This window comes from Marinomonas colpomeniae, assembly GCF_014803385.1.
In the GTDB taxonomy this organism is placed as follows: Bacteria; Pseudomonadota; Gammaproteobacteria; order Pseudomonadales; family Marinomonadaceae; genus Marinomonas; species Marinomonas colpomeniae.
Genome location: NZ_JACYFC010000001.1, coordinates 227645 through 249893 on the forward strand (window position 1 = coordinate 227645; position 22249 = coordinate 249893).

The 22249-nt window shown below is 40.3% G+C and carries 18 protein-coding genes, 1 tRNA gene and 1 pseudogene; 14 read left to right on the forward strand and 6 right to left on the reverse strand.

All coding sequences use genetic code 11. From position 1 onward, the window contains the following. The first annotated feature begins 29 nt into the window (after positions 1 to 29). The 9 genes from IF202_RS01140 to IF202_RS01180 all read left to right on the forward strand — a co-directional run bounded on the left by IF202_RS01140 (position 30) and on the right by IF202_RS01180 (position 9733). Positions 30 to 944: an urease accessory protein UreD gene (locus IF202_RS01140; RefSeq protein WP_191593036.1), complete on the forward strand. Its 915-nt coding sequence runs from the start codon at positions 30 to 32 to the stop codon at positions 942 to 944. Between the two features lie 77 nt (positions 945 to 1021). Beyond that, entirely contained in the window at positions 1022 to 1324 is a 303-nt protein-coding gene (locus tag IF202_RS01145; protein ID WP_191593037.1) for an urease subunit gamma, read from the forward strand. Between the two features lie 30 nt (positions 1325 to 1354). After that, positions 1355 to 1678 carry an urease subunit beta gene (locus tag IF202_RS01150; protein WP_191593038.1) on the forward strand — a complete coding sequence of 108 codons (324 nt, stop codon included), beginning with the start codon at positions 1355 to 1357 and terminating at the stop codon, positions 1676 to 1678. Beyond that, positions 1678 to 3414: an urease subunit alpha gene (gene ureC, locus IF202_RS01155; protein WP_328797179.1), complete on the forward strand. Its 1737-nt coding sequence runs from the start codon at positions 1678 to 1680 to the stop codon at positions 3412 to 3414. The genes IF202_RS01150 and ureC overlap by 1 nt, the downstream gene beginning before the upstream one ends. 31 nt (positions 3415 to 3445) lie before the next feature. Next, the gene (ureE, locus tag IF202_RS01160; RefSeq protein ID WP_191593039.1) at positions 3446 to 3904 is read left to right on the forward strand and encodes an urease accessory protein UreE; all 459 of its coding nucleotides are present in this window, start codon (positions 3446 to 3448) and stop codon (positions 3902 to 3904) included. Then, positions 3876 to 4589 carry an urease accessory protein UreF gene (locus tag IF202_RS01165; RefSeq protein ID WP_235963154.1) on the forward strand — a complete coding sequence of 238 codons (714 nt, stop codon included), beginning with the start codon at positions 3876 to 3878 and terminating at the stop codon, positions 4587 to 4589. Before ureE ends, IF202_RS01165 begins: the two co-directional genes overlap by 29 nt. 56 nt (positions 4590 to 4645) lie before the next feature. Continuing rightward, complete coding sequence (gene ureG, locus IF202_RS01170) at positions 4646 to 5290, forward strand: urease accessory protein UreG (RefSeq protein ID WP_191593040.1); 645 nt, start codon at positions 4646 to 4648, stop codon at positions 5288 to 5290. A gap of 29 nt (positions 5291 to 5319) precedes the next feature. Beyond that, the gene (locus IF202_RS01175) at positions 5320 to 8793 is read left to right on the forward strand and encodes a hybrid sensor histidine kinase/response regulator (RefSeq protein WP_191593041.1); all 3474 of its coding nucleotides are present in this window, start codon (positions 5320 to 5322) and stop codon (positions 8791 to 8793) included. A 25-nt stretch (positions 8794 to 8818) separates the two neighbouring features. Continuing rightward, on the forward strand, positions 8819 to 9733 hold the full coding sequence (locus IF202_RS01180; RefSeq protein ID WP_191593042.1) for a response regulator transcription factor: 915 nt from the start codon (positions 8819 to 8821) through the stop codon (positions 9731 to 9733). 94 nt (positions 9734 to 9827) lie between these two features. Here IF202_RS01180 and IF202_RS01185 read toward each other — a convergent pair. Further along, positions 9828 to 10197 (reverse strand): annotated as a pseudogene (locus IF202_RS01185) (aldehyde dehydrogenase (NADP(+))); the annotation flags it as partial. A gap of 297 nt (positions 10198 to 10494) precedes the next feature. On the opposite strand from IF202_RS01185, the gene IF202_RS01190 reads away from it, so the two are divergent. Then, a complete protein-coding gene (locus IF202_RS01190; protein WP_191593043.1) occupies positions 10495 to 10878 on the forward strand; it encodes a GFA family protein in 384 nt (127 codons plus the stop codon). 114 nt (positions 10879 to 10992) lie between these two features. Here the strand turns inward: IF202_RS01190 and IF202_RS01195 are convergent, their stop codons facing one another. Continuing rightward, the gene (locus IF202_RS01195) at positions 10993 to 11958 is read right to left on the reverse strand and encodes a GlxA family transcriptional regulator (protein ID WP_191593044.1); all 966 of its coding nucleotides are present in this window, start codon (positions 11956 to 11958) and stop codon (positions 10993 to 10995) included. 482 nt (positions 11959 to 12440) lie between these two features. Between IF202_RS01195 and IF202_RS01200 the strand changes: the two genes are divergently transcribed. Further along, positions 12441 to 12857, forward strand: a complete 417-nt coding sequence (locus IF202_RS01200; protein ID WP_191593045.1) for a hypothetical protein — start codon at positions 12441 to 12443, stop codon at positions 12855 to 12857. Between the two features lie 188 nt (positions 12858 to 13045). Here the strand turns inward: IF202_RS01200 and IF202_RS01205 are convergent, their stop codons facing one another. Next, complete coding sequence (locus IF202_RS01205) at positions 13046 to 13576, reverse strand: peroxiredoxin-like family protein (RefSeq protein ID WP_191593046.1); 531 nt, start codon at positions 13574 to 13576, stop codon at positions 13046 to 13048. A 122-nt stretch (positions 13577 to 13698) separates the two neighbouring features. Between IF202_RS01205 and IF202_RS01210 the strand changes: the two genes are divergently transcribed. The 3 genes from IF202_RS01210 (at position 13699) to IF202_RS01220 (ending at position 17110) form a co-directional block, all read left to right on the forward strand. Next, the gene (locus IF202_RS01210; protein ID WP_191593047.1) at positions 13699 to 14550 is read left to right on the forward strand and encodes an AraC family transcriptional regulator; all 852 of its coding nucleotides are present in this window, start codon (positions 13699 to 13701) and stop codon (positions 14548 to 14550) included. Positions 14551 to 14689: 139 nt separating this feature from the next. Further along, positions 14690 to 14766 (forward strand) — tRNA-Ile (locus IF202_RS01215). Between the two features lie 304 nt (positions 14767 to 15070). Beyond that, a complete protein-coding gene (locus IF202_RS01220) occupies positions 15071 to 17110 on the forward strand; it encodes a putative bifunctional diguanylate cyclase/phosphodiesterase (protein ID WP_191593048.1) in 2040 nt (679 codons plus the stop codon). 145 nt (positions 17111 to 17255) lie between these two features. On the opposite strand, the gene IF202_RS01225 is transcribed toward IF202_RS01220, so the two are convergent. The 3 genes from IF202_RS01225 to IF202_RS01235 form a co-directional block, all read right to left on the reverse strand. Continuing rightward, entirely contained in the window at positions 17256 to 18674 is a 1419-nt protein-coding gene (locus IF202_RS01225) for a DEAD/DEAH box helicase (RefSeq protein WP_191593049.1), read from the reverse strand. Between the two features lie 109 nt (positions 18675 to 18783). Next, positions 18784 to 19665 (reverse strand): transglutaminase family protein, encoded by an 882-nt coding sequence (locus IF202_RS01230; protein WP_191593050.1) that lies wholly within the window; start codon positions 19663 to 19665, stop codon positions 18784 to 18786. Beyond that, positions 19662 to 22241 (reverse strand): circularly permuted type 2 ATP-grasp protein, encoded by a 2580-nt coding sequence (locus tag IF202_RS01235; RefSeq protein ID WP_191593051.1) that lies wholly within the window; start codon positions 22239 to 22241, stop codon positions 19662 to 19664. The genes IF202_RS01230 and IF202_RS01235 overlap by 4 nt, the downstream gene beginning before the upstream one ends. Positions 22242 to 22249 lie beyond the last annotated feature (8 nt).

Here is a 22249-nt window from a genome sequence, read left to right on the forward strand (position 1 = left end):
AGATTCAGCGGAACGTTTTTAGGAAATAAATGAAAACACATAACCTTGCCCTAAAAGAAGAGATAGGGGCAGAAAAATCGTCTCATTGGCATGCTTTTCTCACACTAGGTTTTAGCAAAACTGCTCGCGGTACTGTGTTAAAAACGTGCGACCATAAAGGGCCTTTGTATGTACAAAAGCCTTTTTATCCTGAAGGAAAAGATACTGCACACGTCTATTTATTGCACCCACCGGGTGGTTTAGTGTCTGGTGATCGCTTAACCATAACAGCCAATCTGGCTGAAAACACCCACGTGTTAATTACTACCCCAGGAGCAGGTCGAGTTTATCGTGCACGAGAAGACAAAAGCCTCCAGCATCAAATTACTCAATTAAACGTCGCTAAAAATAGTCTGATGGAATGGCTTCCTCAAGAAACGATTCTTTACCCTAATGCAAATACACGGCTCGAAAACTGCATAGAATTAGACGATAACGCTCAGTTTATCGGTTGGGAAATTACCTGTTTTGGGTTACCTGCTAATAAACAAGATTTTGGTGATGGTCATGCAGAGCAAGGCTTTCAAATTCGTCAGAATGGTCGATTAAAAGTTCGCGAACGTTTGGTTATAGACAATGCCAGCCGAAATATTTTCCACGGTAAGGCCGGATTGGATAGCAAACCTATTAATGGCTTAATGATTGCGGGACCGTTCCCGTCCAATGCTGACAGTGAAAAAGGCATTGATGAAAGCTGCCATGAGGAATTAATCAGCAAGCTTCGCTTGCACTGCCGTGACCACACGTCTTTAAGTGGAGCCAGTTTAGTCGGTGATTATATTATGGTGCGTAGTGTTCACAATGACTCAGAGCAGATGAAACAATTATTTATTCAATGCTGGACTGACATTCGACCTGCATTGATGAAAAAAACAGCCTGCGCGCCTAGAATTTGGGCGACCTAGCCCTGTTTTGAAGGTGATCAGTTAAAGGCGATCTGTTTAGAAAAATTATTTAAAGATGACTTTTTAAAGGTGACTATATGGAATTGCTTCCAAGAGAAAAAGACAAGTTATTGGTTTTCACTGCTGCGTTATTAGCTGAACGTCGCTTAAATCGTGGCCTTAAATTGAATTACCCAGAAGCAATGGCTTATATCACAATGGAAATCATCGAAGGTGCCCGTGACGGTAAAACGGTAGCGGAATTGATGAGCTATGGAAAAACCTTATTAAGTGCAGAGCAGGTGATGGACGGCGTTATTGATTTGATTCATGAAGTTCAAGTTGAAGCGACGTTTCCGGACGGAACTAAGTTGGTTACGGTTCATAATCCGATTAATTAACCTATTAACACATTGTAAGAGGAGAAACTTATGACTCCAGGTGAAATACAGGTTGCTGATGGCGATATTGAACTTAATGTAGGTCGTAAGACGGCAAGAATTCGTGTTGAAAATACCGGTGACCGACCAGTACAAATTGGCTCTCATTATCATTTTTATGAAGCGAATCCTGCCTTATCTTTTGATCGTGAATTGACCAAAGGTTTTCGCCTGAATATTGCTTCCGGTACAGCGGTTCGTTTTGAACCCGGTCAAGGTCGTGAGGTTGAGTTGGTTGAATATGCAGGCACCAAAACCATCTATGGTTTTCGTGGAGATGTTATGGGAACGCTTGGCAAATCGGAGAATGTATAATGAGTGCAAACGATAAGGCTAAAGCAGGCTCGATTAAAATGGATCGTACCAGCTACGCTCAAATGTTTGGTCCAACAACTGGTGACCGAGTTCGCTTAGGTGATACAGACATTTGGATTCAGGTAGAAAAAGATTTCACAACCTATGGCGATGAAGTGAAATTTGGTGGCGGTAAAGTGATTCGGGATGGCATGGGACAAAGCCAAGTTACCAATGAATTTGCCGTTGACTTGGTGATTACCAATGCGTTGGTTTTGGATCATTGGGGAATTGTGAAAGGCGATGTGGGTGTTAAAAATGGTCGCATTACGAAAGTAGGCAAGGCTGGTAATCCTGATGTGCAAGATAACGTCGACATCATCATTGGCCCAGGCACGGAAGTTATTGCAGGTGAGGGCTCGATTCTTACCGCTGGCGGCATAGATGCTCATATTCACTTTATCTGTCCTCAACAAGTTGAAGAAGCGCTCACATCTGGTGTGACAACTATGATTGGTGGTGGAACAGGGCCAGCAACAGGGACTAAGGCGACTACTTGTACGCCAGGGCCTTGGTATCTGGGAAAAATGTTGCAAGCGACTGACAACATGCCGATGAATTTAGGTTTCTTGGGGAAAGGGAATGCAAGTTTACCTGAAGCGTTAGAAGAGCAGCTTGAAGCAGGCGCTTGTGGTTTAAAATTGCATGAAGATTGGGGTACCACACCAGCCAGCATTGATTGCTGTTTGTCGGTTGCTGAAAAGTACGATGTTCAAGTGGCAATCCATACCGACACTCTCAACGAATCTGGTTTTGTGGACAGCACTTTAGCGGCATTTAAAAATCGTGTTATTCATACTTATCACACCGAAGGCGCTGGTGGCGGACATGCTCCAGATATTATTCGCGCCGCTGGCTTTTCGAATGTTTTGCCTTCTTCTACGAACCCAACGCGACCTTATACTCACAACACAGTGGATGAGCATTTAGACATGCTCATGGTGTGTCATCACCTTGATAGCAATATTGCTGAAGATGTGGCGTTTGCTGATTCTCGTATTCGTAAAGAAACCATTGCAGCGGAAGATATTTTCCATGATCGCGGTGCGTTTTCGATGATTTCGTCTGATTCTCAAGCTATGGGTCGAGTGGGTGAAGTCGTTACTCGCACGTGGCAAACCGCACATAAAATGAAGCAACAATTTGGTTTGTTACCAGAAGACAAAGAGCTCGGTGCGGATAACTTCCGAGCGAAGCGTTATATCGCTAAATACACGATTAATCCAGCAATTACACATGGCGTTAGTCATGAAGTAGGCTCTATTGAACCGGGGAAATTAGCAGATTTAGTATTGTGGCGACCTGCATTTTTCGCGGTGAAACCTTCTTTGATTATTAAAGGTGGCATGATCGCCAGTGCGCCAATGGGTGACCCAAATGCATCGATCCCTACACCACAGCCAGTGCATTATCGTCCAATGTTTGGCTCTTTTGGGAAGGCATCCGCAGCGACTTCTGTGACATTTGTTTCTAAAGCCGCATTGAATAACGGCCTTAAAGAAAGTTTAGGGTTAGATCGAATTTTGGTGGCGTGTAAAAATACGAGAAACTTAACCAAGCAAGACATGATTCATAATGATTGGATGCCAGAGATTACCGTTGATCCACAAACGTACGAAGTACGAGCAGATGGTGAAACATTAACCTGTGAACCAGCGGAATCTTTGCCGTTGGCACAGCTTTATAATTTGTTTTAAAACGTGTTGAACAACACGGGTAAGGAAAATTATGTTAGATATTTATACTCGCCTCGGAACCCATTGTCATGATGAAGTTTACACCACAGTAACCTTGAGTCATGAACAGCGTGAACGTGGACGTTTAAAGCTAGAAGGTGCTAATGGAGAAGAAGTACGTGTTTTTTTAGAACGTGGTAAGCCTTTGCTAGTAGGAGAATTCTTACGTTCCGAGTGCAATAAAATCATTCAGATCCTAGGAGCTGTCGAAACTGTCGCTCATGCAAGCTGTGAAGATTGGTTAGCCTTTTCTAAAGCATGTTATCACCTTGGGAACCGACATACTAAAGTTGAAGTTGGCGACCGTTGGTTACGCATCAAAGCCGATCATGTCCTTGAAGATATGTTGCACCTTCTCGGTCTTATTGTGACATACGAAGAAGCTGTTTTTAATCCAGAATCAGGGGCTTATAGCGGTCATCATGGAAACGGCCATCACAACCATGAATAGCACGGAAACGGTCATCATAACTACGGATAGTAGTCTTCTACGGTTATTGCAGTTGAGTAGCGTAAGTTTACCCGTTGGCGGCTATGCTTTTTCACAAGGTATGGAATACGCTATTGACGAAGGTTGGTTAAAAAACAAAATCGATGTTGCTCAATGGGTCGGGTTGCAAATACAACAATCTGTCGCGCGTGTAGATCTACCTGTGTTACGCCTTTGTATGGCTGCGGCTGAACAGCAGGATAATGAGCGTTTGTTTGAACTAAATGATTTGGCGTTAGCCTGCCGTGAAACTAAAGAGTTGCGGCTCAATGATACTGCGATGGGTGAAGCTTTATCTCGACTAATGGGTAGCTTAGAAATCGAAACGCCGTTTGAACGGTTTGAAGACATTAGCTTTGTCGTTTTGTTTGCCATTGCTGCAAGTCATTGGAAGATAGGTTTCGATTTGGCAGCATTAGGCTTTAGTTGGTCTTGGTTAGAAAACCAAATAGCAGCGGCGACAAAATTAGTGCCACTAGGTCAAACACAATCACAAGAATTATTGGGCGAGCTCCAAGGAGATATCAATCAAGCAATTTCCTTGTCACTGACTATTGAAGAAGATCGTATCGGTGCCGGTTTACCGACGATTGCTATTGCTAGCGCTCAACATGAAACACAATATTCGAGATTATTTCGCTCGTAACAGCACGAAAGACCTCTGAAACATTATTTAAAAATATAAGACTAAAGGAAAATATAATGAGTAAAAAACAAACCTTACGAATTGGTGTTGGCGGCCCTGTTGGATCAGGTAAAACGGCTTTGTTGCGCTCTTTATGTTCTGCTATGCGTGATTATTATAATATTGCAGTAGTAACAAACGATATTTATACCAAAGAAGATGCGAAGTTTTTAACCGATCATCAGGCCTTGGATGCTGATCGTATTGTGGGCGTGGAAACAGGTGGCTGTCCGCATACGGCGATCCGTGAAGACGCGTCGATGAATTTGGCTGCGATTGACCAGTTGTTAGCGCGTCATGGTGCATTAGATGTGATATTCGTTGAGTCAGGTGGTGATAATTTGAGCGCAACCTTCAGCCCAGAATTATCAGATTTTACGATTTATGTCATCGATGTTTCAGCAGGCGATAAGATTCCTCGTAAAGGCGGTCCTGGTATTACCAAATCGGATCTATTAATCATCAATAAAACGGATTTAGCACCTCTGGTTGGCGCTTCTTTAGAGGTAATGGATCGTGATGCCAAAATGATGCGTGGTGATCGACCTTTTGTTTTTTCTAACCTTAAAAAGGCAGAAGGTTTGAATGACATTATTAAGCTTATTGTGTCGGAAGGCATGCTAGAAGCCAAAGAATTACCTTCTGCAAAAGCGGTAGTTTAATGTAATTTAAACCTAAGTAACGGGATAGAATGAAGGCCACACAAAAGATCTTTAAAGTGCGACGCCATTATAATAAGTGGGTTGTTGACCAAACGATGGAGGATTACGCCTTACGCTATACCTCTAAACAAGGTCATACCATGAGTATCGACCGTGTTGGCCATACAGCACTTGGTGCAGCGGCGTTCTTGGCACTAGAAGGTTTGGCTGCAGTTATCACGCTCAGTTATGGTTTTACCAACGCAATCGCTGCGATTTTGACTGTATTAGCGGTGTTTTTTGTGACAGGTTTCCCCATTGCTTATTATTCTGCGAAACATGGTTTAGACATAGATTTACTCACTCGTGGTGCGGGTTTTGGCTATCTCGGATCGACTATTACGTCACTTATTTATGCTACTTTTACTTTTATCTTCTTTGCTATCGAGGCTGCCATACTAGCCTCGGCCATGGAGGTTTTACTCGGTATTCCTCTACAGATTGGTTATGCATTGTCGGCTTTTTTTGTAATTCCGATCGTGACGCATGGCATTCGGGCGATCAGTCGATTTCAGAATTCGACACAATGGATTTGGCTGGTGTTACAATTTGCGGCCGTTGGGGTTGTACTCTCTCAAGTTATTCAAGAATATCAAGCGTTTGAAGGCTGGACAGAATACACACCAGCTCATTTGACAGCGGGTATTGGCTTTGACTGGGTACTGTTTGGCTCAGCCGCTTCTGTGTTATTTGCTCTGATGGCGCAAATTGGCGAGCAAGTCGATTATCTCCGATTTTTACCTGAGAAAACCAAAAAAAACCGCAAGCGTTGGTGGTTCTGGCTTATTTTAGCAGGTCCCGGTTGGGTTTTTATTGGCGCAATTAAGATGTTACTCGGATCATTCTTAGCGTATTTGGCCATTTCTGATGGTGCCACAGTGATACAAGCGACGGATCCTACTTACTTATATCAACGAGTCTTTTTCTTTTTAACGAGTTCTCCTACTGCTGCTTTAATACTGGCAGCGGTGTTTGTTTTTATCTGTCAAATGAAGATAAATCTAACCAATGCTTACGCTGGGTCTATTGCTTGGTCAAACTTTTTTTCTCGATTGACCCATTCTCACCCCGGAAGGGTCGTGTGGTTGGTCTTTAATGTGACTATTGCTTTATTGCTCATGGAGCTGGGAATTTACCAAGCGCTTGGGGCTGTATTAAGCGTGTTTGCGATCAGTGCGGTGAGCTGGTTAGGAAGTCTTTCTGCTGATTTATTGATTAATAAGCCTCTAGGCTTGAGTCCGAATTATGTAGAGTTTAAACGAGCACACCTTTACGACATTAATCCTGTGGGAACAGGTTCTATGTTGATAGCGACCATTCTTGGTTTAGTGAGTTATTTGGGGGTGTTTGGCGAAGTGGCAAAAAGTATGTGCCACTTTATTTCTTTAGGAAGTTGTTTTGTATTTGTCCCTTTGATTGCTTGGTTGACTAAAGGCAAGTATTACATTGCTCGTCAAAGTCCTGAACTAGTCCCGATGATAGAACTGGCACAGGAAGGTAATCCTGTTTATGTCACGTTGACGTGCGGTATTTGTGAGAACGAATTCGAAACGGAAGACATGAGTTTTTGTTCGGCGTATATGCAGCCGATTTGTTCGCTCTGTTGCTCGTTAGATGTACGGTGTTTGGACAGTTGTAAGCCGCAGGCGAGTATTAACCAGCAGAGCGATTACTTCTTTAAATTATTCTTACCCATGCGTTTTGTTAAAGCTCTGAAATCTCGATTTGGACGGTTCTTGTCTCTTTTAATTGGCATTAATGTGATTAATGCTGCCTTGATGATGTTGATTTATAAGCAGATGGCACCCAACTCGATTGATGCGGGAACCTTGTTACAAGATGCTATGTTTGCTTTGTTTTTCACTCTATTAATCGTGTCTGGAGTATTGTCTTGGTTGTTTTTACTTGCACATGAAAGTCGTGTTGTTGCTCAGAAAGAGTCTAACCGACAAACTCGAAAATTGATTAGTGAAGTCGACGCTCATCAAGAAACCGACCTCGCATTGCAAGTTGCAAAGGAACAAGCTGAACGTGCAAATGAAGCCAAGAGCCGTTACTTAACAGGTATTAGTCATGAGTTACGTACACCTCTGCAGTCTATTATTGGCTATGCACAATTATTATCTGAAAAAGAAAATACGCCCTCAGGTCACCAAAACGGTTTAGATATTATTCAGCGTAGTGGTCTGTATTTGGCGGATTTAATAGAAGGCTTACTAGATATCTCAAAAATAGAAGCGGGCCGATTTGATTTGTATCGTAATACAGTCGATTTGCCTAAGCTGATTGATCAGTTGAATAGTATGTTTGCCATGCAAGCTAGGGCGAAAGGCATTCAATTCCAAGCAAAAATAATCGCGCCTCTACCGCAACATGTAGTGACAGATGAAAAGCGCTTACGGCAGATATTGATTAATCTATTGTCAAATGCAGTGAAATATACGCCTCAAGGTTCGATTTTGTTCGAAGTGAATTATCGTAATCAGGTAGCGGAATTTGTGATTCGTGATACGGGCCTTGGCATCAAGGAAGAGCATTTACAGCGTATTTTTGATCCTTTTGAACGAGTTCGAGACATCAGTACAGGCAATTTGCCCGGAACGGGTTTAGGGCTGACAATAGTTAAGTTGCTCACCGATATTATGGGAGGAGATTTACAAGCTAAGTCAGTTGTTGGCCAAGGTAGTGAGTTTCGAGTCAGTTTGATGTTACCGTGGATTAGCCAAGGCGATGTTTCAAAAAATGAGTATAAGCGAATTGTAAGTTATCGAGGCTACCAACGTACTTTAATGGTGGTGGATGATGATCCTGTAGTGCGTGGCTTATTGTCAGATATTTTAGCACCGCTCGGGTTCAATGTAGTAGAGGCTAATGATGCTCAAGTTTGTTTTGATCAGCTAGAATCTTGCTCTCCGGATCTGTTCGTTCTAGATGTTTCTATGCCTGGCATGGATGGATTAACGCTTGCCAAAACACTTCGTGATCGTGGTTTAAATACACCTATTGTTATGTTGTCGGCGGATGCTCAAGAGAGTCAGCGTAAGCCTGATGAGCAAGCTGCATTTAATCAATATTTAGTAAAACCTGTGAATAACAGTATTTTATTGGAAACAGTGCAGCATTTACTTAACCTTGAGTGGGACTATCAAGAAATAGGTTCGAGCGTACTTCCTTTGAACGTGCAGTCGTTTATTGTCGAAGAGCGTGACGGGAATAAAATACCCAATGAAGACTCTGTTAACAAAGATATTAGTTGTGAGATTCCAGATATTCCTGATCACGAAAGTGTCCGAGAACTTATAGCCTTTGCTGAAATGGGTTATAAAAAAGGCGTGCGTGGTGTACTAGATCAGTTAATTAAAACAGAGGTTGTTGCTTTGCCTCATAGGGAGCAATTAGAAATTTTGTACCAAAGTTTTCAGTTCGATGGTATTGCCCAATATTTAAAACAACACTCTTCGTAATGTACTTTATAAATTGGAAAGCGTCATGATGAAGCCCAGTAATAAAAGTGACATTGTATTGGTCGTTGATGATTCGCCAGATGCGCTGAGCCTGATTCACGACACTTTGGAAGCGGCCAATATGGACGTACTCGTTGCCCTAGAAGGAAGGCAGGCCTTAACTATTGCGAAACGAATTCGTCCTGACATTATCTTGCTAGATGCTCTTATGCCAAACATGGACGGTTTCGAGACTTGTCAAAAATTGAAGGCAGACCCTGATTTGGCGTCTATCCCTGTTATTTTCATGACAGGTTTGAGTGAAACAGATGACATAGTTCGAGGATTAGAAGCGGGTGGTGTGGATTATCTTACTAAGCCAATTCAACCAAATGAATTGATTGCCCGAATGCGCGTCCATTTATCTAATGCGCGCTTGAGTAATAATGCTCAGTCAGCTCTCGATAGTATGGGCCAGCATTTAATGACAACCACCTATGCAGGTGCAATTGCTTGGGCAACGCCGCAAACTTATGCTTTGCTCGCTAAAGCGCGAGTGAGTCCTGAGTGGCAAAGTGTTGAGTTAGCGTTACAGATTCGTCTTTGGTTAGTTCATGAACCAGAAGCTGGAAATGTACTGAAATTAAAAGGATTAGATTATCCTTTATCACTCAAAATGATAGGACTGACAGAGCAAAAAGAAATTTTACTGAAGCTTGAAGATGGGGAAAAACCTACTGGATCTGCACGATTAAAAATTGAACTGGATTTAACAGATCGAGAGTCTGAAGTATTACACTGGATTGCAAATGGCAAAACGAATCGAGAAGTGGCTGAAATTCTAGAAATGAGTCCTCGTACTGTTAATAAGCATCTAGAACAGATTTTCCCGAAACTTGGTGTGGAAAATCGTACGTCCGCTGCTGGCGTTGCGTTGAGAATACTTGCAGTTACTTTGTAGGAATTTCTGTTGTCACAAAAAAGATAAATTAGATACAAGAAAGCCTGACAGCTTATAAACTATCAGGCTTTTTATTAAGCTTTTATAAACTGTATTAGTTTATCCGTTTATCATCAAAAAGGTGTGATAAGCCAATGGGATTATTATCACGAAGTGCTTCTGGTAAAAGTGCTTGAGGTAGGTTTTGGTAACACACTGTACGTAAGAAGCGGTGTATTGCCGAACTACCAACAGAGGTGCTACGAGAATCAGACGTCGCTGGAAATTGACCACCATGAACCATGGTATGACACACTTCAGTTGTCCATCCATTCACAATGACACACTTCAGTTGTCCATCCATTCACCATGACACGCCCAGCCTTTTCTTCTAGTGTGGGTAATAGATTTTTTGCAACGTTAATATCTGCATCATCCATTTGTAATGTCACGGTTAACTGACCTTCAAGTTGTTTAACTACTTGATGCATTTTTATAGTACGGTATTAAGCTTATTAAGAAAGAGCATCAAGGAAGGTGTTACTATTACTCGTAATTTATCGCTATTACATACTGAATCAAGATTAGAGTTAGTACAAAGAGAGCATAATGAAATTATGATGGCTATTAAAGAAAGTAATTCTCAGGCGGATCGAGAAGCTATGAAAAAACATTTGGTTAGTGCGCGTAACTGAATGTTTGAAGGTGCGCCAAACTAATTACATGTAATATGTTGGCTGATTTATTTATGAGCATTTTTAAGTCATTTAGGAAGTAAGAATATGAAATATCCGATTGAAGGTTCTTGCCAGTGCGGACAGGTCACTTATCAGCTGCATAAAGCGCCTAAAAAAGTGTTGGCGTGTCATTGCACTGAGTGTCAAAAATTAGCAACAGGGCCTTTTAGTGTTACTGCCATCGTATCGGCCAGAGATATTGAATTTCAAGGAGAGCTAAAAGAATGGAGTCGAGTTGCAGAAAGTGGAAATAAGAACAGTGCTAAATTTTGCCCAACCTGTGGGAATAGGATTTACCATTATAATCCGAATGATGCTGACACGATAAAACTCAAGTTAAAGCCAGTCAATATGGAAGACGATAACATTTTTGCACCAACCGAACATGTTTGGATTGAAGACAAACTGAGCTGGTACAAAACCTCTTAAGTTAAGGCTTTTGGTAATGTATAAATCATAGTTAGAGTCGCGTTTGGCCTCTTCTGAAATACGATCAAATAAGCAGTGATTCATAAAAACTAATAGGCTCTTATGAATCACTGCTTAGTTACTTCTATCGCTACTAGGCGGAGTATCAAAGAAGCTGCGGTAGCTTTTACTAAATAAAGACGTACTAGAAAAACCACAAGAAATTCCTACATTGGTAATCGACATGTTGGTCTGGGTTAATAAGCGACGAGCTTTATTAAGTCGAATTTTCAGATAATAACGAGATGGAGAATCTTGGAGGTGTTTGTTGAATAGGCGCTCTAGCTGACGGCGTGAAGTATTAATGTATTCAGCAATTGAGTCTAGGTCGATCAATTCTTCTGTATTCGCTTCCATGATACTAATGGCATTAATTAAGGACTCATGGCTGTTGCCCAAAGATGCTTTTAAAGGGATTTTCTGTCTTTCATCTTCACCGCGCATACGCTCTGTTAAAAACACTTCACAGATTTGATTACTTATATCTCTACTAAAGTCTTTATAAACAATGTTCATTATTAGGTCGAGTGCCGCTGTCCCACCTGCGCAAGTCAGGCGTTGGTTGTCAGCAACAAAAAGTGAGCTTTCGACTTCTAATGATGGGAAGGCTTCGCAGAACATTTCCATATGATCCCATGAAATTGTACAGCGCGTATTCTTCAGCAAATCTGCTTGAGCTAATAGGTAGGAGCCAGTACATAATGATCCAAGAGTAAGCTCTGGCTGCTTGCTTAGTCGCGTTAAGAACTGCAAAAGTTTTGTATTGCTTTGCTTATCAACATTGATGCCAGCACAGACAAAAATCGTATCAAATTGACTGAAGTCAGCATTGAAATCTAAATCTGCATGGATACGTAAACCATCACTGGCTTTTATAGGTTGTCCATCATGAGTAATGATTGACCAAGAGTAGGCCGTAAGTCCCAATAGTTGGTTCGCCATTCGCATAGCTTCAATAGCAGACGTCATAGGAAGCAAAGAAAAATCTTCTACTAAAACAAAACCATAGTTATGTGTTTTCGTTAGATGATTGGTTGTCATGATGAACTTGCCTGCATGAATGGTGTGTTTAAAAGCGGATAGGCTGAATATAAAATTTTATATCAAATAAGATTTCTATTCACGAATAAAGCAAATAAGAGTCTTAAATATTTGATTAGCTCAATGTATAGGTGAAGACATTATGAGTGAAGTAATACCATATATTCGGTTTTTATCGATGTCTTTTAAGTCTTGGGCGAAGTATACAAATGAAAGCAATGTATTGGAAAATAGCAAGTCTCTTTTGATCGCTTGGTAGCATATTAGGTGAAAACTTTAGAAACTCTGTTCTTGTCCTTATTTTTTGAATATTTAATTAATAAAAGATTAAAAGAGATAATAATGTCAATAGATGTTTGTATCTATTGTTTTATAGATGTTTTGTTTTTAAAGTTACTCAGCATTTTTAGCGACGTAAAAATAATATTTAGTTTTTATTTTTAAGTTTTATAATTAAGGTTTTTATGATTTAAGGTTTTATAATGGATACAGTTTCTTTGCCGCGAGAAAGGCTCGAGTGGAGCTTGTTTGGGTTGCGTTTAGGTGTGTTTATAGTTCTAGTTATGTGGACATTAGATAAGTTTTTTAATCCAGGGCATACCGCTGCTGTCTTTAAGGTTTTCTATTCTGTAGAGGGTTTAAGCTCAACAATTGCATACGTTTTAGGTGCTCTTCAACTCACTTTGGTTCTTAGCTTCTTAATTGGTTTTAAAAAGAGATGGGTTACTTTGGTTATATTAATCATGCATTTAGCTTCTACTCTTGTTTCGTTTGGGCGATATGTAGATCCTTGGTCAGGCTCTAATTTGTTGTTCTTTGCTGCATGGCCAATGCTAGCTGCTGTTGTTGCTTTGTACCTTTTTCGTGAATATGATAATAAATTTTCAATCGGAAATTAATATTATTAGAATATTTTAAATTTAGAATTAAAAAGGGTGTGTCAATATATAGACACACCCTTTTTTATAATCTTTATATCAGTCATTATGTTATATTTTGAAAGATATTCATAATATATTTAAGGCACGAGAAAGAGTAAAGCTTAAAATTAAGCTTTACTCTTTCGGGTTTTGTTTTTTTGTGCGAATTAAATTAATTCGCCACGAGCTGGGTAGTTCTTATTAACTACAAACTCAATTGCTCCAAGTACTTCTTTAAAGTGCGGGCGAGCAAACGGCATTGTACTGATATTACTCCAATACAAGGTACCATCAGCACGAATTAGGAATAACCCTGGTTCAGTAAACTCAGTTGGTTCTTCAATCCCTATACTGGTTAAACCATTGCCTGCGCTACGGTGCAATCCCCATGCTTGAGATTGCTCAACGGTAAGGCCGTAGCCCATAGTCAAATTTTCAATTTCCCACTCAGTAGAAGCTTGCTGTGCTCTTTCTTGTGTATCTGTGCTCAATGTAATAACACTCACGCCTTTCGCTGTGAAATCATCAGCTAAACGACTTAATTCTTTCAAGTAATTTTTACATATAGGGCAATGTAATCCGCGATAAACTACAACCATAGTAAAGTTATTTGGTACTTGTTTTGCCAAAGACCAAGTACCTTTTAATGTATTAAGAGATAATTCAGGTGTTTTAGCTCTAGGTTTTAATACGACCATTTTTATGTCCTTTTGTTTCATTGGTTTCTACGATAAAAGCATAATAGTGATTTTTTTGATACGATTGGTGTTTATTAATGTTTAATATGTTGCAGATCGTATTTTTTGAGGCTGAATAAATAATGGATCGACTGTCTTCTGTGCTGAGTGCGTTTCGTCCCAAGGCCACTTCAGTGAGCAACTGCCTTTTTTTAGAGTTTACGTCACACTTGTCCCTTTCTTCTGATTCTAGTTATTGGCTGTATATGATTGAAGGGGAATTGATATTAAACCCTAAAGGGAGCACAAAAACTGATTTAACGAGAGGTGACGGTGTTTGGCTTGCATCTGGATTGAATTTAGAAGTGTTACTACCTAAGCCGTCTTCACACAATAAAAAGAAGGTAGAAGCAAAGCTATTTATTTGTGAATTTGATTTTGGCTCCAAAGCATTAAACCCATTGTTGGATCTAGCATGGCAGTGTGTAAAAGTAGAGCAGGGTGATGAGATTTCACAGGCCTTGGCACCTCTGAATGCATTACTGCTTTCAGAAAGTCTACATCCTCGTTGTGGTTCTCAAGTAGTCGTTGAACGATTAGCAGAAGCATATCTGGTGCAATTACTTAGATTATTTATGCAAACTAAAAAAATACAATTTGGTTTACTTGCGGGGTTGAGTAACGCCAAATTGGCGCGTGCCATTGTTGCTATTCATGAACACCCGAATCAAGCTTGGCAAGTGGCTAGTCTTGCAGAGCAGGCAGGCATGTCACGTTCTGCTTTTAGTGGGTTGTTTAAAATTACTATGGGGATGACGCCAATGGCGTATTTAGCTTCATGGAGAATGCGCATTGCAGCACAACGCATTAAACAAGGTGATAAAAGCCTTGCAATTATAAGTGATGAGCTAGGTTATCAAAGTGAAGCTGCGTTCCGACGAACTTTTAAAAAAATAATGGGTGTTGCCCCGGGAGCAATAAATCGTCAGACATAAAGCATGAGTTGCCTGTATAAATGATCGAGTAAAACCGAATAAATGGTGTTTTTTATCTTTAGATTGAATTTAAGCAACAAAATTGTCATCTCTGCCTTGGCATAGAGAGATCATATAGCTATAATGCGAATCGTTTTTAGGGCCTGTAGCTCAGTTGGTTAGAGCATCCGACTCATAATCGGCAGGTCGAGTGTTCAAGTCACTCCAGGCCCACCATATAAGATAAGCCTCTAGATAGTTAGTTAACGCTAACTTCTAGGGGTTTTTTTATTTCTGCTGTATTTACTCTAAACCATTACTTTTTAGTCTTTCAAATTACTTACTTAATTTCCACTTAATTTTTTATTGGTTTCATGATGTGAGTGTTTTTTATGATATTAATATCGTAGTTCATCTTTCTGTAAAGGCTAATAGCCGCTATTTATAGGTATTCGATAGTAAAGATGAAATTATTTGTTCGGCGTCTACTGCAATCTATGCGCCTTTATTGAAGTGAAGAGTCTACAGGTAAAATTTTGACATGTTTTTGAAAAATAATTTCAAACTGTTTTTGTTCTTAATCGTTTTTACTTTTTCAGCCGTTTTTTTGTATCGTTTTGGCTATTTTGATACTTCCCTTTCTATTCCTGTTAATGACCCGAATACCGTATTTTCTATTACCTCTGAGGACGTCACTGATTCGTTAGTAGATGAAAATTCTGATTTTAAAATTCAATGTAGTCTTGATGCTGTAGAAAAATTTAATTTTTGTGGTGTTGGTATCAAGCTAAGTAATTCCATGGAAACGGGTATTGATATTACTCGTTTTGATAGATTGGAACTGGAGTTATCCTATAGTGCACCAGTGGATCGACCTAGAGTCAAAGTGTCTTTTAGGAATTATAATCCTGTTTACTCCACACCGACTGATTTCACCTCTCTTAAGTTCAATACTATTACATTTGATGCGTCAAAATATGATCACTCCTTTATAGTTTCATTGGATTTTTTTCAGGTAGAGAGTTGGTGGATTGATCAATACAATATTGATTTTAAAGACAGTCAAACTGATTTTTCAAATATCTCTCGTTTGGATTTTTTGACATATAACATGCCTGTCACAGGTGTATATGAATTAAATGTCAAAAAAGTCATATTAAGAGGAGAGAGAATTTCTGAGTACGATTTATTTAAACTGATTTTTACCGCCTGGCTTGTTATTGGTTTTGTTGTATTACTTAGGCAGCATAATGCGTTGAAAAAAAGATCCATTACAGATTTGTTAACAGGACTTTATAACCGACGGGGGATTCAGCAAAAATTGCAAAAAATTTCTTCTGACAATGAAGTCTTTATGTTTTATATAAATATTAATGAATTTAAAAAAATAAACGATACTTATGGACATAATGTTGGTGATAAATTTCTCATTTATTTTAGTCGCTTGATTGAAGATAAAGTAAAAGGTTTTAAAGGTATCAGCCATATTTCTCGCTATTCTGGTGATGAATTCTTGATTGTCTTTGATAATATCAGCGAAACTGATATGAGGATGCTCGCTTACTCTATTACTGCGGCATTGAAAGAATCTGTTGTTATTGATCCATACAAGATATCCGTTTCTATCAGTATGGGTGTTTCAAAAACTCAGGCAGTGAAAAAGAATTTTGATACTTTATTGGCTCGTGCCGGTGCTGCTATGTATCACGTGAAAAGCAACAATCTTCTGTCATTTCAAGAGTTTGATGAGCCTTTTTCAAAAAATATTTACTTCAAGAAAAAAGTATCAGAATTTATTAAAGAGGCGCTTTCTAATGATGAATTTTATCTAAATTATATGCCTATCTATGATACGAAAAACCTCGAGATTAAAGCATTTGAGGTGTTGTTGAGGTGTAGCTCAGAAAGTATGAAGGGTACTGGTCCAGATGTGTTTATTCCCATTGCAGAAGAGTACAACCTTATTCGAGTAATCGATTTATGGGTGATTGAAAGTACGTTTAAAAACATAAAAAACAACTATGATTTTCTAATGAAAACCCCAGTCGTTTTTTGTATAAATATTTCTTCTGAAGAGTTAAAAAACCCTTTATTTAAAAAGAATCTAGTTCGGCTTCTGGATGAATACGAGATACCACCCGAGTGGATTGAATTGGAATTGACTGAAACTAGTTTTGTTGAAATAGATCAAAAAAGCATTGATGTATTGAGCGAAATTCGAACGCTTGGGGTAAACCTTTCTTTAGATGACTTTGGTACTGGCTATATCTCTTTCAATCAATTGATTAACTATCCAGTGAATAACCTAAAAATAGATAAGTCATTTGTTGATTTATTAGAAACTGAAAATGAGTCTGGTGAAATGATTGTCCGAGCTATTTTGTCCATGGCAGACTCTTATGAATTGCATACGATTGCTGAAGGTGTTGAGACTGCTGAGCAATATGCTTATTTACTAGAGCTTGGCTGCCATTATGTACAGGGCTATTTGTTGAGTAAGCCTTTGTCTTGGCCGTTAGCTAAGGCTTTATTGATAGAGCCAAATACAGAGAATCTAAAAAATTTAGTTAAGTTCTCATAATTCTGTTTATCCTGTATTTCTTTCATATTATTACAAACTAATTTCGAATCTAAAAATCAGATATAAAAAAACCAGTGACGAATCATCATCACTGGTTTTTATTTAACGCGTTACCAGTATAAAGCCGTGTTGTTAAATGCGGCGCTTATGCTTGGTTAGTTGGCTTACGATTGCGACGAGCAGGCGCAAGAGGCTTGCTGCGTATGCCTTGTCCTGGTGTTACGTCGGCTTTCGCTGGGGCGTTGCCTCTGTCTGCTGGACGACGGTTGCCTGAGTTAGGTCCGTTTCCTTGACGAGCTTGACTATTGCCCTGTTTAGGGCTGTTACCTGGTCTAGGGCTATTGCCCTGCCGAGGTGCGCCTGAACTGTTTGATCTTTTTGGGTTATTCTTTTTGATTGGGCGGTTATCTAGAGTTGTGTCTGGCAACATGTGTGTTGGGATAAAATCATCTTCGTAGCGACGCTCGATTAATTTTTGCGTTAATCGTTCGATTGCTCGTAATAGATCTAACTCGTCCGCTGCAACCAATGAAATCGCTTGACCAGTTGCGCCAGCGCGACCAGTACGTCCAATGCGGTGAACATAATCTTCTGCTACGTCAGGCAGGTCAAAGTTGACTACATGCGGCAACTGTTCAATGTCTAACCCACGAGCGGCGATATCAGTTGCTACTAAGATACGAATACGGCCACCTTTAAAGTCTGACAATGCACGAGTACGTGCGCCTTGGCTTTTGTTACCGTGAATCGCGCTAGCACGAATGCCTGCAGCTTCGAGTAATTGAGTGATTTTGTTCGCGCCGTGTTTGGTGCGAGAAAAGACCAATGCTTGTTCCCAACGTCCATCAGAAATCAGTTTTATTAATAACTCTGTTTTACGTTTTTTGTCGACAGGGTGTAACCATTGTTCAACAGAAACGGCTGTAGCATTACGAGGTGTCACAGAAATTTCGACAGGGTTATTCACTAAACCTTTTGCTAGCTGGCGAATGTCTGGAGAAAAAGTTGCAGAGAACAATAAGTTTTGACGTTTCTTAGGCAAAATAGCTAAGATTTTTTTGATATCATGGATAAAACCCATATCCAACATGCGGTCAGCTTCGTCTAAAACAAGAATTTCTAGCTTATCGAAGCGTACGGCTTTTTGATTGTACAAATCCATCATACGGCCAGGTGTGGCAATTAAAACGTCTGCGCCACGGCGAAGGGCCATCATTTGTGGATTGATTTTAACGCCACCAAATACAACAGTGGATTTAAGGCCTAAATGCTGGCCATAGTTTTTTACGCTTTCAGCGACTTGAGCGGCAAGTTCACGTGTTGGTGTTAATACCAATGCACGGACTTGATTGTTTTGAGCATGTTCACCTTTACTGAGAAGTTCTAGTAAAGGTAGAGTGAAACCGGCTGTTTTACCTGTCCCTGTTTGGGCTGCGGCCATCACATCTTGTCCATCAAGAATAGCGGGTATTGCTTGAGCTTGTATTGCGGATGGCTCAGTATAGCCTTGATCTTCAATGGCTTTTAAGATGGGGGCAGAAAGCCCAAGGTTGTTGAAACTCATAGATGTTCTCGTGTTATATCAAAGGCAGGTGCATAGCTTAATAATTAAGCTATGCAATAATTGTGCGAATCTTACCTTATATCGGTTGTACATGCTATGTGCTATCGGCTTAGAGCCTTTTTACATCTACGGAAACATCAAGTTGCTGTGAACCACCACCTTCAAAAATAACACCCTGTAAAGGCGTTACGTCAGAGTAATCTCTACCCCAAGCTGTAACTATGTGTTGCTCGTTAGGCACTATATCATTGGTTGGGTCAAACTCTATCCAGCCCAAGTCAGGTATGAAAATCGAAAACCAAGCATGAGACGCATCAGCGCCGACCAGTTTTTCTTGTCCTGGTGGCGGTAAAGTTTCCAAATAACCGCTCATGTATCGTGCAGGTATACCTACTGAACGTAAGCAGCCAATGGCTAAATGGGCAAAGTCCTGACACACACCACTGCGTTGTTCGAGTACTTGTTCAAGTGGTGTCGCAACTGTTGTGGTATTTGGGTCAAAAGTAAATTCAGTGAATATTTTATGAGTAAAGGCCAGAGCGGCCTGAAAAACCGATTTATCATCTGAAAAAGTACTGTCTGCGTAGTCTTTTAATTCCGCTGAATTGCTTATTTGCGGAGAATCTAATAGATACTCTTTTGCCATGCGCAGTTCAGGTGTGGTTGGAACATCCAATAAACTGCGCAATTGACCGCAGGTCATAGCATGGTATTTTTGTTCTTCAAGTATATTTAATGGCACAATTTCGAAGTCTGTGGAGACATCGATGACCAATTTTTTATGGGCTTCTTGAATAGAAAAATAAAAAGTCTGATTACCAAAGTAGTCTTCACCTTCCTTTTGATATACTGGTGGTGGATTAATTTGGACTTTTTGGTGAATACAACGCTGGTTGCGAGTGTCTCTCGGTAATAAATGAGCCATGTTATAGCATAGGCTAACTGGCGCTCCGTAGGTGTATTCTGTGATGTGGCGAACACGATATCTCATAAATTAGTCTTCCCAATGACTTTCATCAAAGACTGAGGGCCATCAGTGTGGTCAAAATACTTATCGCTTATTAGAACCGTAAAGTGTTCGAGTTGTTCTAATAGCTCTGTCATTAATAATGTTAGTGATTCACGACTTTGAGTTTTTTCATTTACTTTGGCCAGCTCTTCTAAATCAGCAAGTTGAATGTCGTTTAACGATTTAATGATAATCTTGTTTTCAGGACTTAGCCCTGCTGTTGCCATTTGATTTCTTGGTAGCTTTTTAATGCATTTACGCAACTGTTCAACTTGATAAAGCAATGAGCGCGGATTGGTTCCGTCGATCATTAATAAATCTAATCCGTATGCCACGCGCGCGCGATTTCGATAACGGCGACGGAAAGAAATTAAAGCTTCCACGCTTAATAAAACCGATTCTAATATTTGCTGTTGTGGCACAGGTGATAATTGTTTAGTTAGAGCTGAGCGGAGTAATTTTGCTGTTTGCAGCGCTCGCTCGGTGCGGCGACCTATCTCTTGGAAAGTCCAATCAAGTCCGCGTAGCATACTCTCATGATTTAGACCCGATAGAGCCAACAAAGAGGTAACTAAACTATCTAGCGACTCTTCTGGTGCGGATGGTAATCCATTTGTATAGGAGCGATCTAGATCATGAATATGATCTCGAAGTTCATTAATGATGATGCGTGTATCAGCAGAAAGCATTTCTTTTACTTGTTCACCACAACTTAGCATCGCTTGTAGATTGGCTTTAATTGATCCTGCTCGGCTGTTATCGGTGATTATTGAAACTAATTCATCCTCAGGGTTAGCTAATAGTTCTTCATTAGCATCGACAAAACCTGGTAAACAACCCGTTTGTATAGAAGCCATTTCCAATAATGTTCGTAAACTTTCTTCGGGAAGAGGGTCTACGCCGTTCATCTGTTTGAAAATAGTACGAAGTAAGCGCAGACTGATTTCAGCTCTTTCTGCATAGCGCCCCATCCAAAATAAATTCTCGACTACTCGACTTGGCAAGTTAGCTTGTAAAGCCTCATCTTGGAGTAAAATATGTTCTGTAATTGTGTTTGTTTGCTGTTCTGGCTCGGCGGCCAATATCCAAGTGTCTTTGCTTTTCGACGTAGAGATATTAGATACGATGGTTTCTTTTTCAGATTCTCCTGCGCGTGATAAGCCGCCAGGCATAACTGTATAGCCTGTCGGGTTAGCAACAGTAAAAGCGCGTAATAAACTAGGTCTAGCTTGCATTCTATCGTCTAGCCAAATTGGTGCCATAGATCCTGGAATATAGCTCTGGGCAACATAAAGGTGAGGGCGCTTTTTGATGCTCTCTATAGTGCTGGCTTTTTGTTCCTTAGTTAATGTGTGGCCATAGACACTATTACTGTCGTGACGACGGATAGCTGGTTTGATGATGAGATTATTAATGTTAGCAATAACATAAGCTAAGTCTTCTTTATCACCACACCACCAAGATGCTACGGAGGGAAGAGTTAGCTGTTCGCCTATTAAAAAATCGCTCATAGCAGGTAAAAATTTCATTAAAGCTGGTGCTTCTAAAATACCGCTGCCTAATGGGTTTGCTAATACGACATTGCCTGCGCGAACCACTTCTAATAACCCTGGCACTCCAAGAAAGGAATCTGCTTTTAACTCTGCTTGGTCACAGTAAGCGTCTTCTACGCGGCGTAAAATCACATCTACTCGTGCCAAACCGTTTAACGATTTCATCCAGACGGCGCCGTTTCGTACGGTTAAATCGCTACCTTGCACTAATGGAAAACCTAGATAGTTTGATAGGTAGGCTTGTTCAAAATAAGTGCTACTAAAGGCACCTGGTGTGAGCATGACAATACGAGGTGTATCGGTCCATTCACAAGAAAGGTTAGACAGCATATTTTTGAATGATTGGAAAAAACTAGCGAGTCTACGAACTTGGCTCTCTCTAAAGCTATTAGGAATAACACGAGAAACAACAGTACGATTTTCTAATGCATAGCCTGCGCCATTTGGCGCTTGTGTCCTATCTCCAATAGCTTGAAATTGCCCTGATGAATCACGAACCAAATCCACCGCATGTAATAACAGCTGATGAGCTCCGGGAACAGTGACCCCATGACATTGACGTAAAAAACCTGGATGACTAAAAATAATTTCAGAAGGGATAATGCCGCTTTTTAGCAATTTTTGAGGGCCATAAAGATCCTTCAAAATGAGATCGAATAAAGTAGAGCGTTGGGCTAAGCCTTGCTCTATGCCAAGCCATTCATCGGTAGGAATAATATTGGGAATAAGGTCCAGCGACCAAACACTTGGTGTGAGTGGGTCGCTGGTTAGGTTATATGTGGCTCCATCCTCTCGAAGAATGCGTTGTGCGCGACGTTGCCTGTCTTGCATTTCTTCGTTGGTCAGATCCCCCATAGTACGCAATAAAGGTTCCCAATGAGTACGGGGTTGGCGATCTGGAGTGAAGGCTTCATCATAAGCATTCATAGGTGTTTCATAGTCGGAAGGTGACGTCGATTTTTCATCCATAATCGACGTCACAAAATTACCTGATTGAAATTGCATAAATGTGC

What these genes read in the sequence shown, in the direction of transcription:
- IF202_RS01140 (WP_191593036.1), top strand. Translation starts at nt 30, where the DNA reads ATGAAAACACATAACCTTGCCCTAAAAGAAGAGATAGGGGCAGAAAAA.
- IF202_RS01145 (WP_191593037.1), top strand. Translation starts at nt 1,022, where the DNA reads ATGGAATTGCTTCCAAGAGAAAAAGACAAGTTATTGGTTTTCACTGCT.
- IF202_RS01150 (WP_191593038.1), top strand. Translation starts at nt 1,355, where the DNA reads ATGACTCCAGGTGAAATACAGGTTGCTGATGGCGATATTGAACTTAAT.
- ureC (WP_328797179.1), top strand. Translation starts at nt 1,678, where the DNA reads ATGAGTGCAAACGATAAGGCTAAAGCAGGCTCGATTAAAATGGATCGT.
- ureE (WP_191593039.1), top strand. Translation starts at nt 3,446, where the DNA reads ATGTTAGATATTTATACTCGCCTCGGAACCCATTGTCATGATGAAGTT.
- IF202_RS01165 (WP_235963154.1), top strand. Translation starts at nt 3,876, where the DNA reads ATGGAAACGGCCATCACAACCATGAATAGCACGGAAACGGTCATCATA.
- ureG (WP_191593040.1), top strand. Translation starts at nt 4,646, where the DNA reads ATGAGTAAAAAACAAACCTTACGAATTGGTGTTGGCGGCCCTGTTGGA.
- IF202_RS01175 (WP_191593041.1), top strand. Translation starts at nt 5,320, where the DNA reads ATGAAGGCCACACAAAAGATCTTTAAAGTGCGACGCCATTATAATAAG.
- IF202_RS01180 (WP_191593042.1), top strand. Translation starts at nt 8,819, where the DNA reads ATGATGAAGCCCAGTAATAAAAGTGACATTGTATTGGTCGTTGATGAT.
- IF202_RS01190 (WP_191593043.1), top strand. Translation starts at nt 10,495, where the DNA reads ATGAAATATCCGATTGAAGGTTCTTGCCAGTGCGGACAGGTCACTTAT.
- IF202_RS01195 (WP_191593044.1), bottom strand. Translation starts at nt 11,958, where the DNA reads ATGACAACCAATCATCTAACGAAAACACATAACTATGGTTTTGTTTTA.
- IF202_RS01200 (WP_191593045.1), top strand. Translation starts at nt 12,441, where the DNA reads ATGGATACAGTTTCTTTGCCGCGAGAAAGGCTCGAGTGGAGCTTGTTT.
- IF202_RS01205 (WP_191593046.1), bottom strand. Translation starts at nt 13,576, where the DNA reads ATGGTCGTATTAAAACCTAGAGCTAAAACACCTGAATTATCTCTTAAT.
- IF202_RS01210 (WP_191593047.1), top strand. Translation starts at nt 13,699, where the DNA reads ATGGATCGACTGTCTTCTGTGCTGAGTGCGTTTCGTCCCAAGGCCACT.
- IF202_RS01220 (WP_191593048.1), top strand. Translation starts at nt 15,071, where the DNA reads ATGTTTTTGAAAAATAATTTCAAACTGTTTTTGTTCTTAATCGTTTTT.
- IF202_RS01225 (WP_191593049.1), bottom strand. Translation starts at nt 18,674, where the DNA reads ATGAGTTTCAACAACCTTGGGCTTTCTGCCCCCATCTTAAAAGCCATT.
- IF202_RS01230 (WP_191593050.1), bottom strand. Translation starts at nt 19,665, where the DNA reads ATGAGATATCGTGTTCGCCACATCACAGAATACACCTACGGAGCGCCA.
- IF202_RS01235 (WP_191593051.1), bottom strand. Translation starts at nt 22,241, where the DNA reads ATGCAATTTCAATCAGGTAATTTTGTGACGTCGATTATGGATGAAAAA.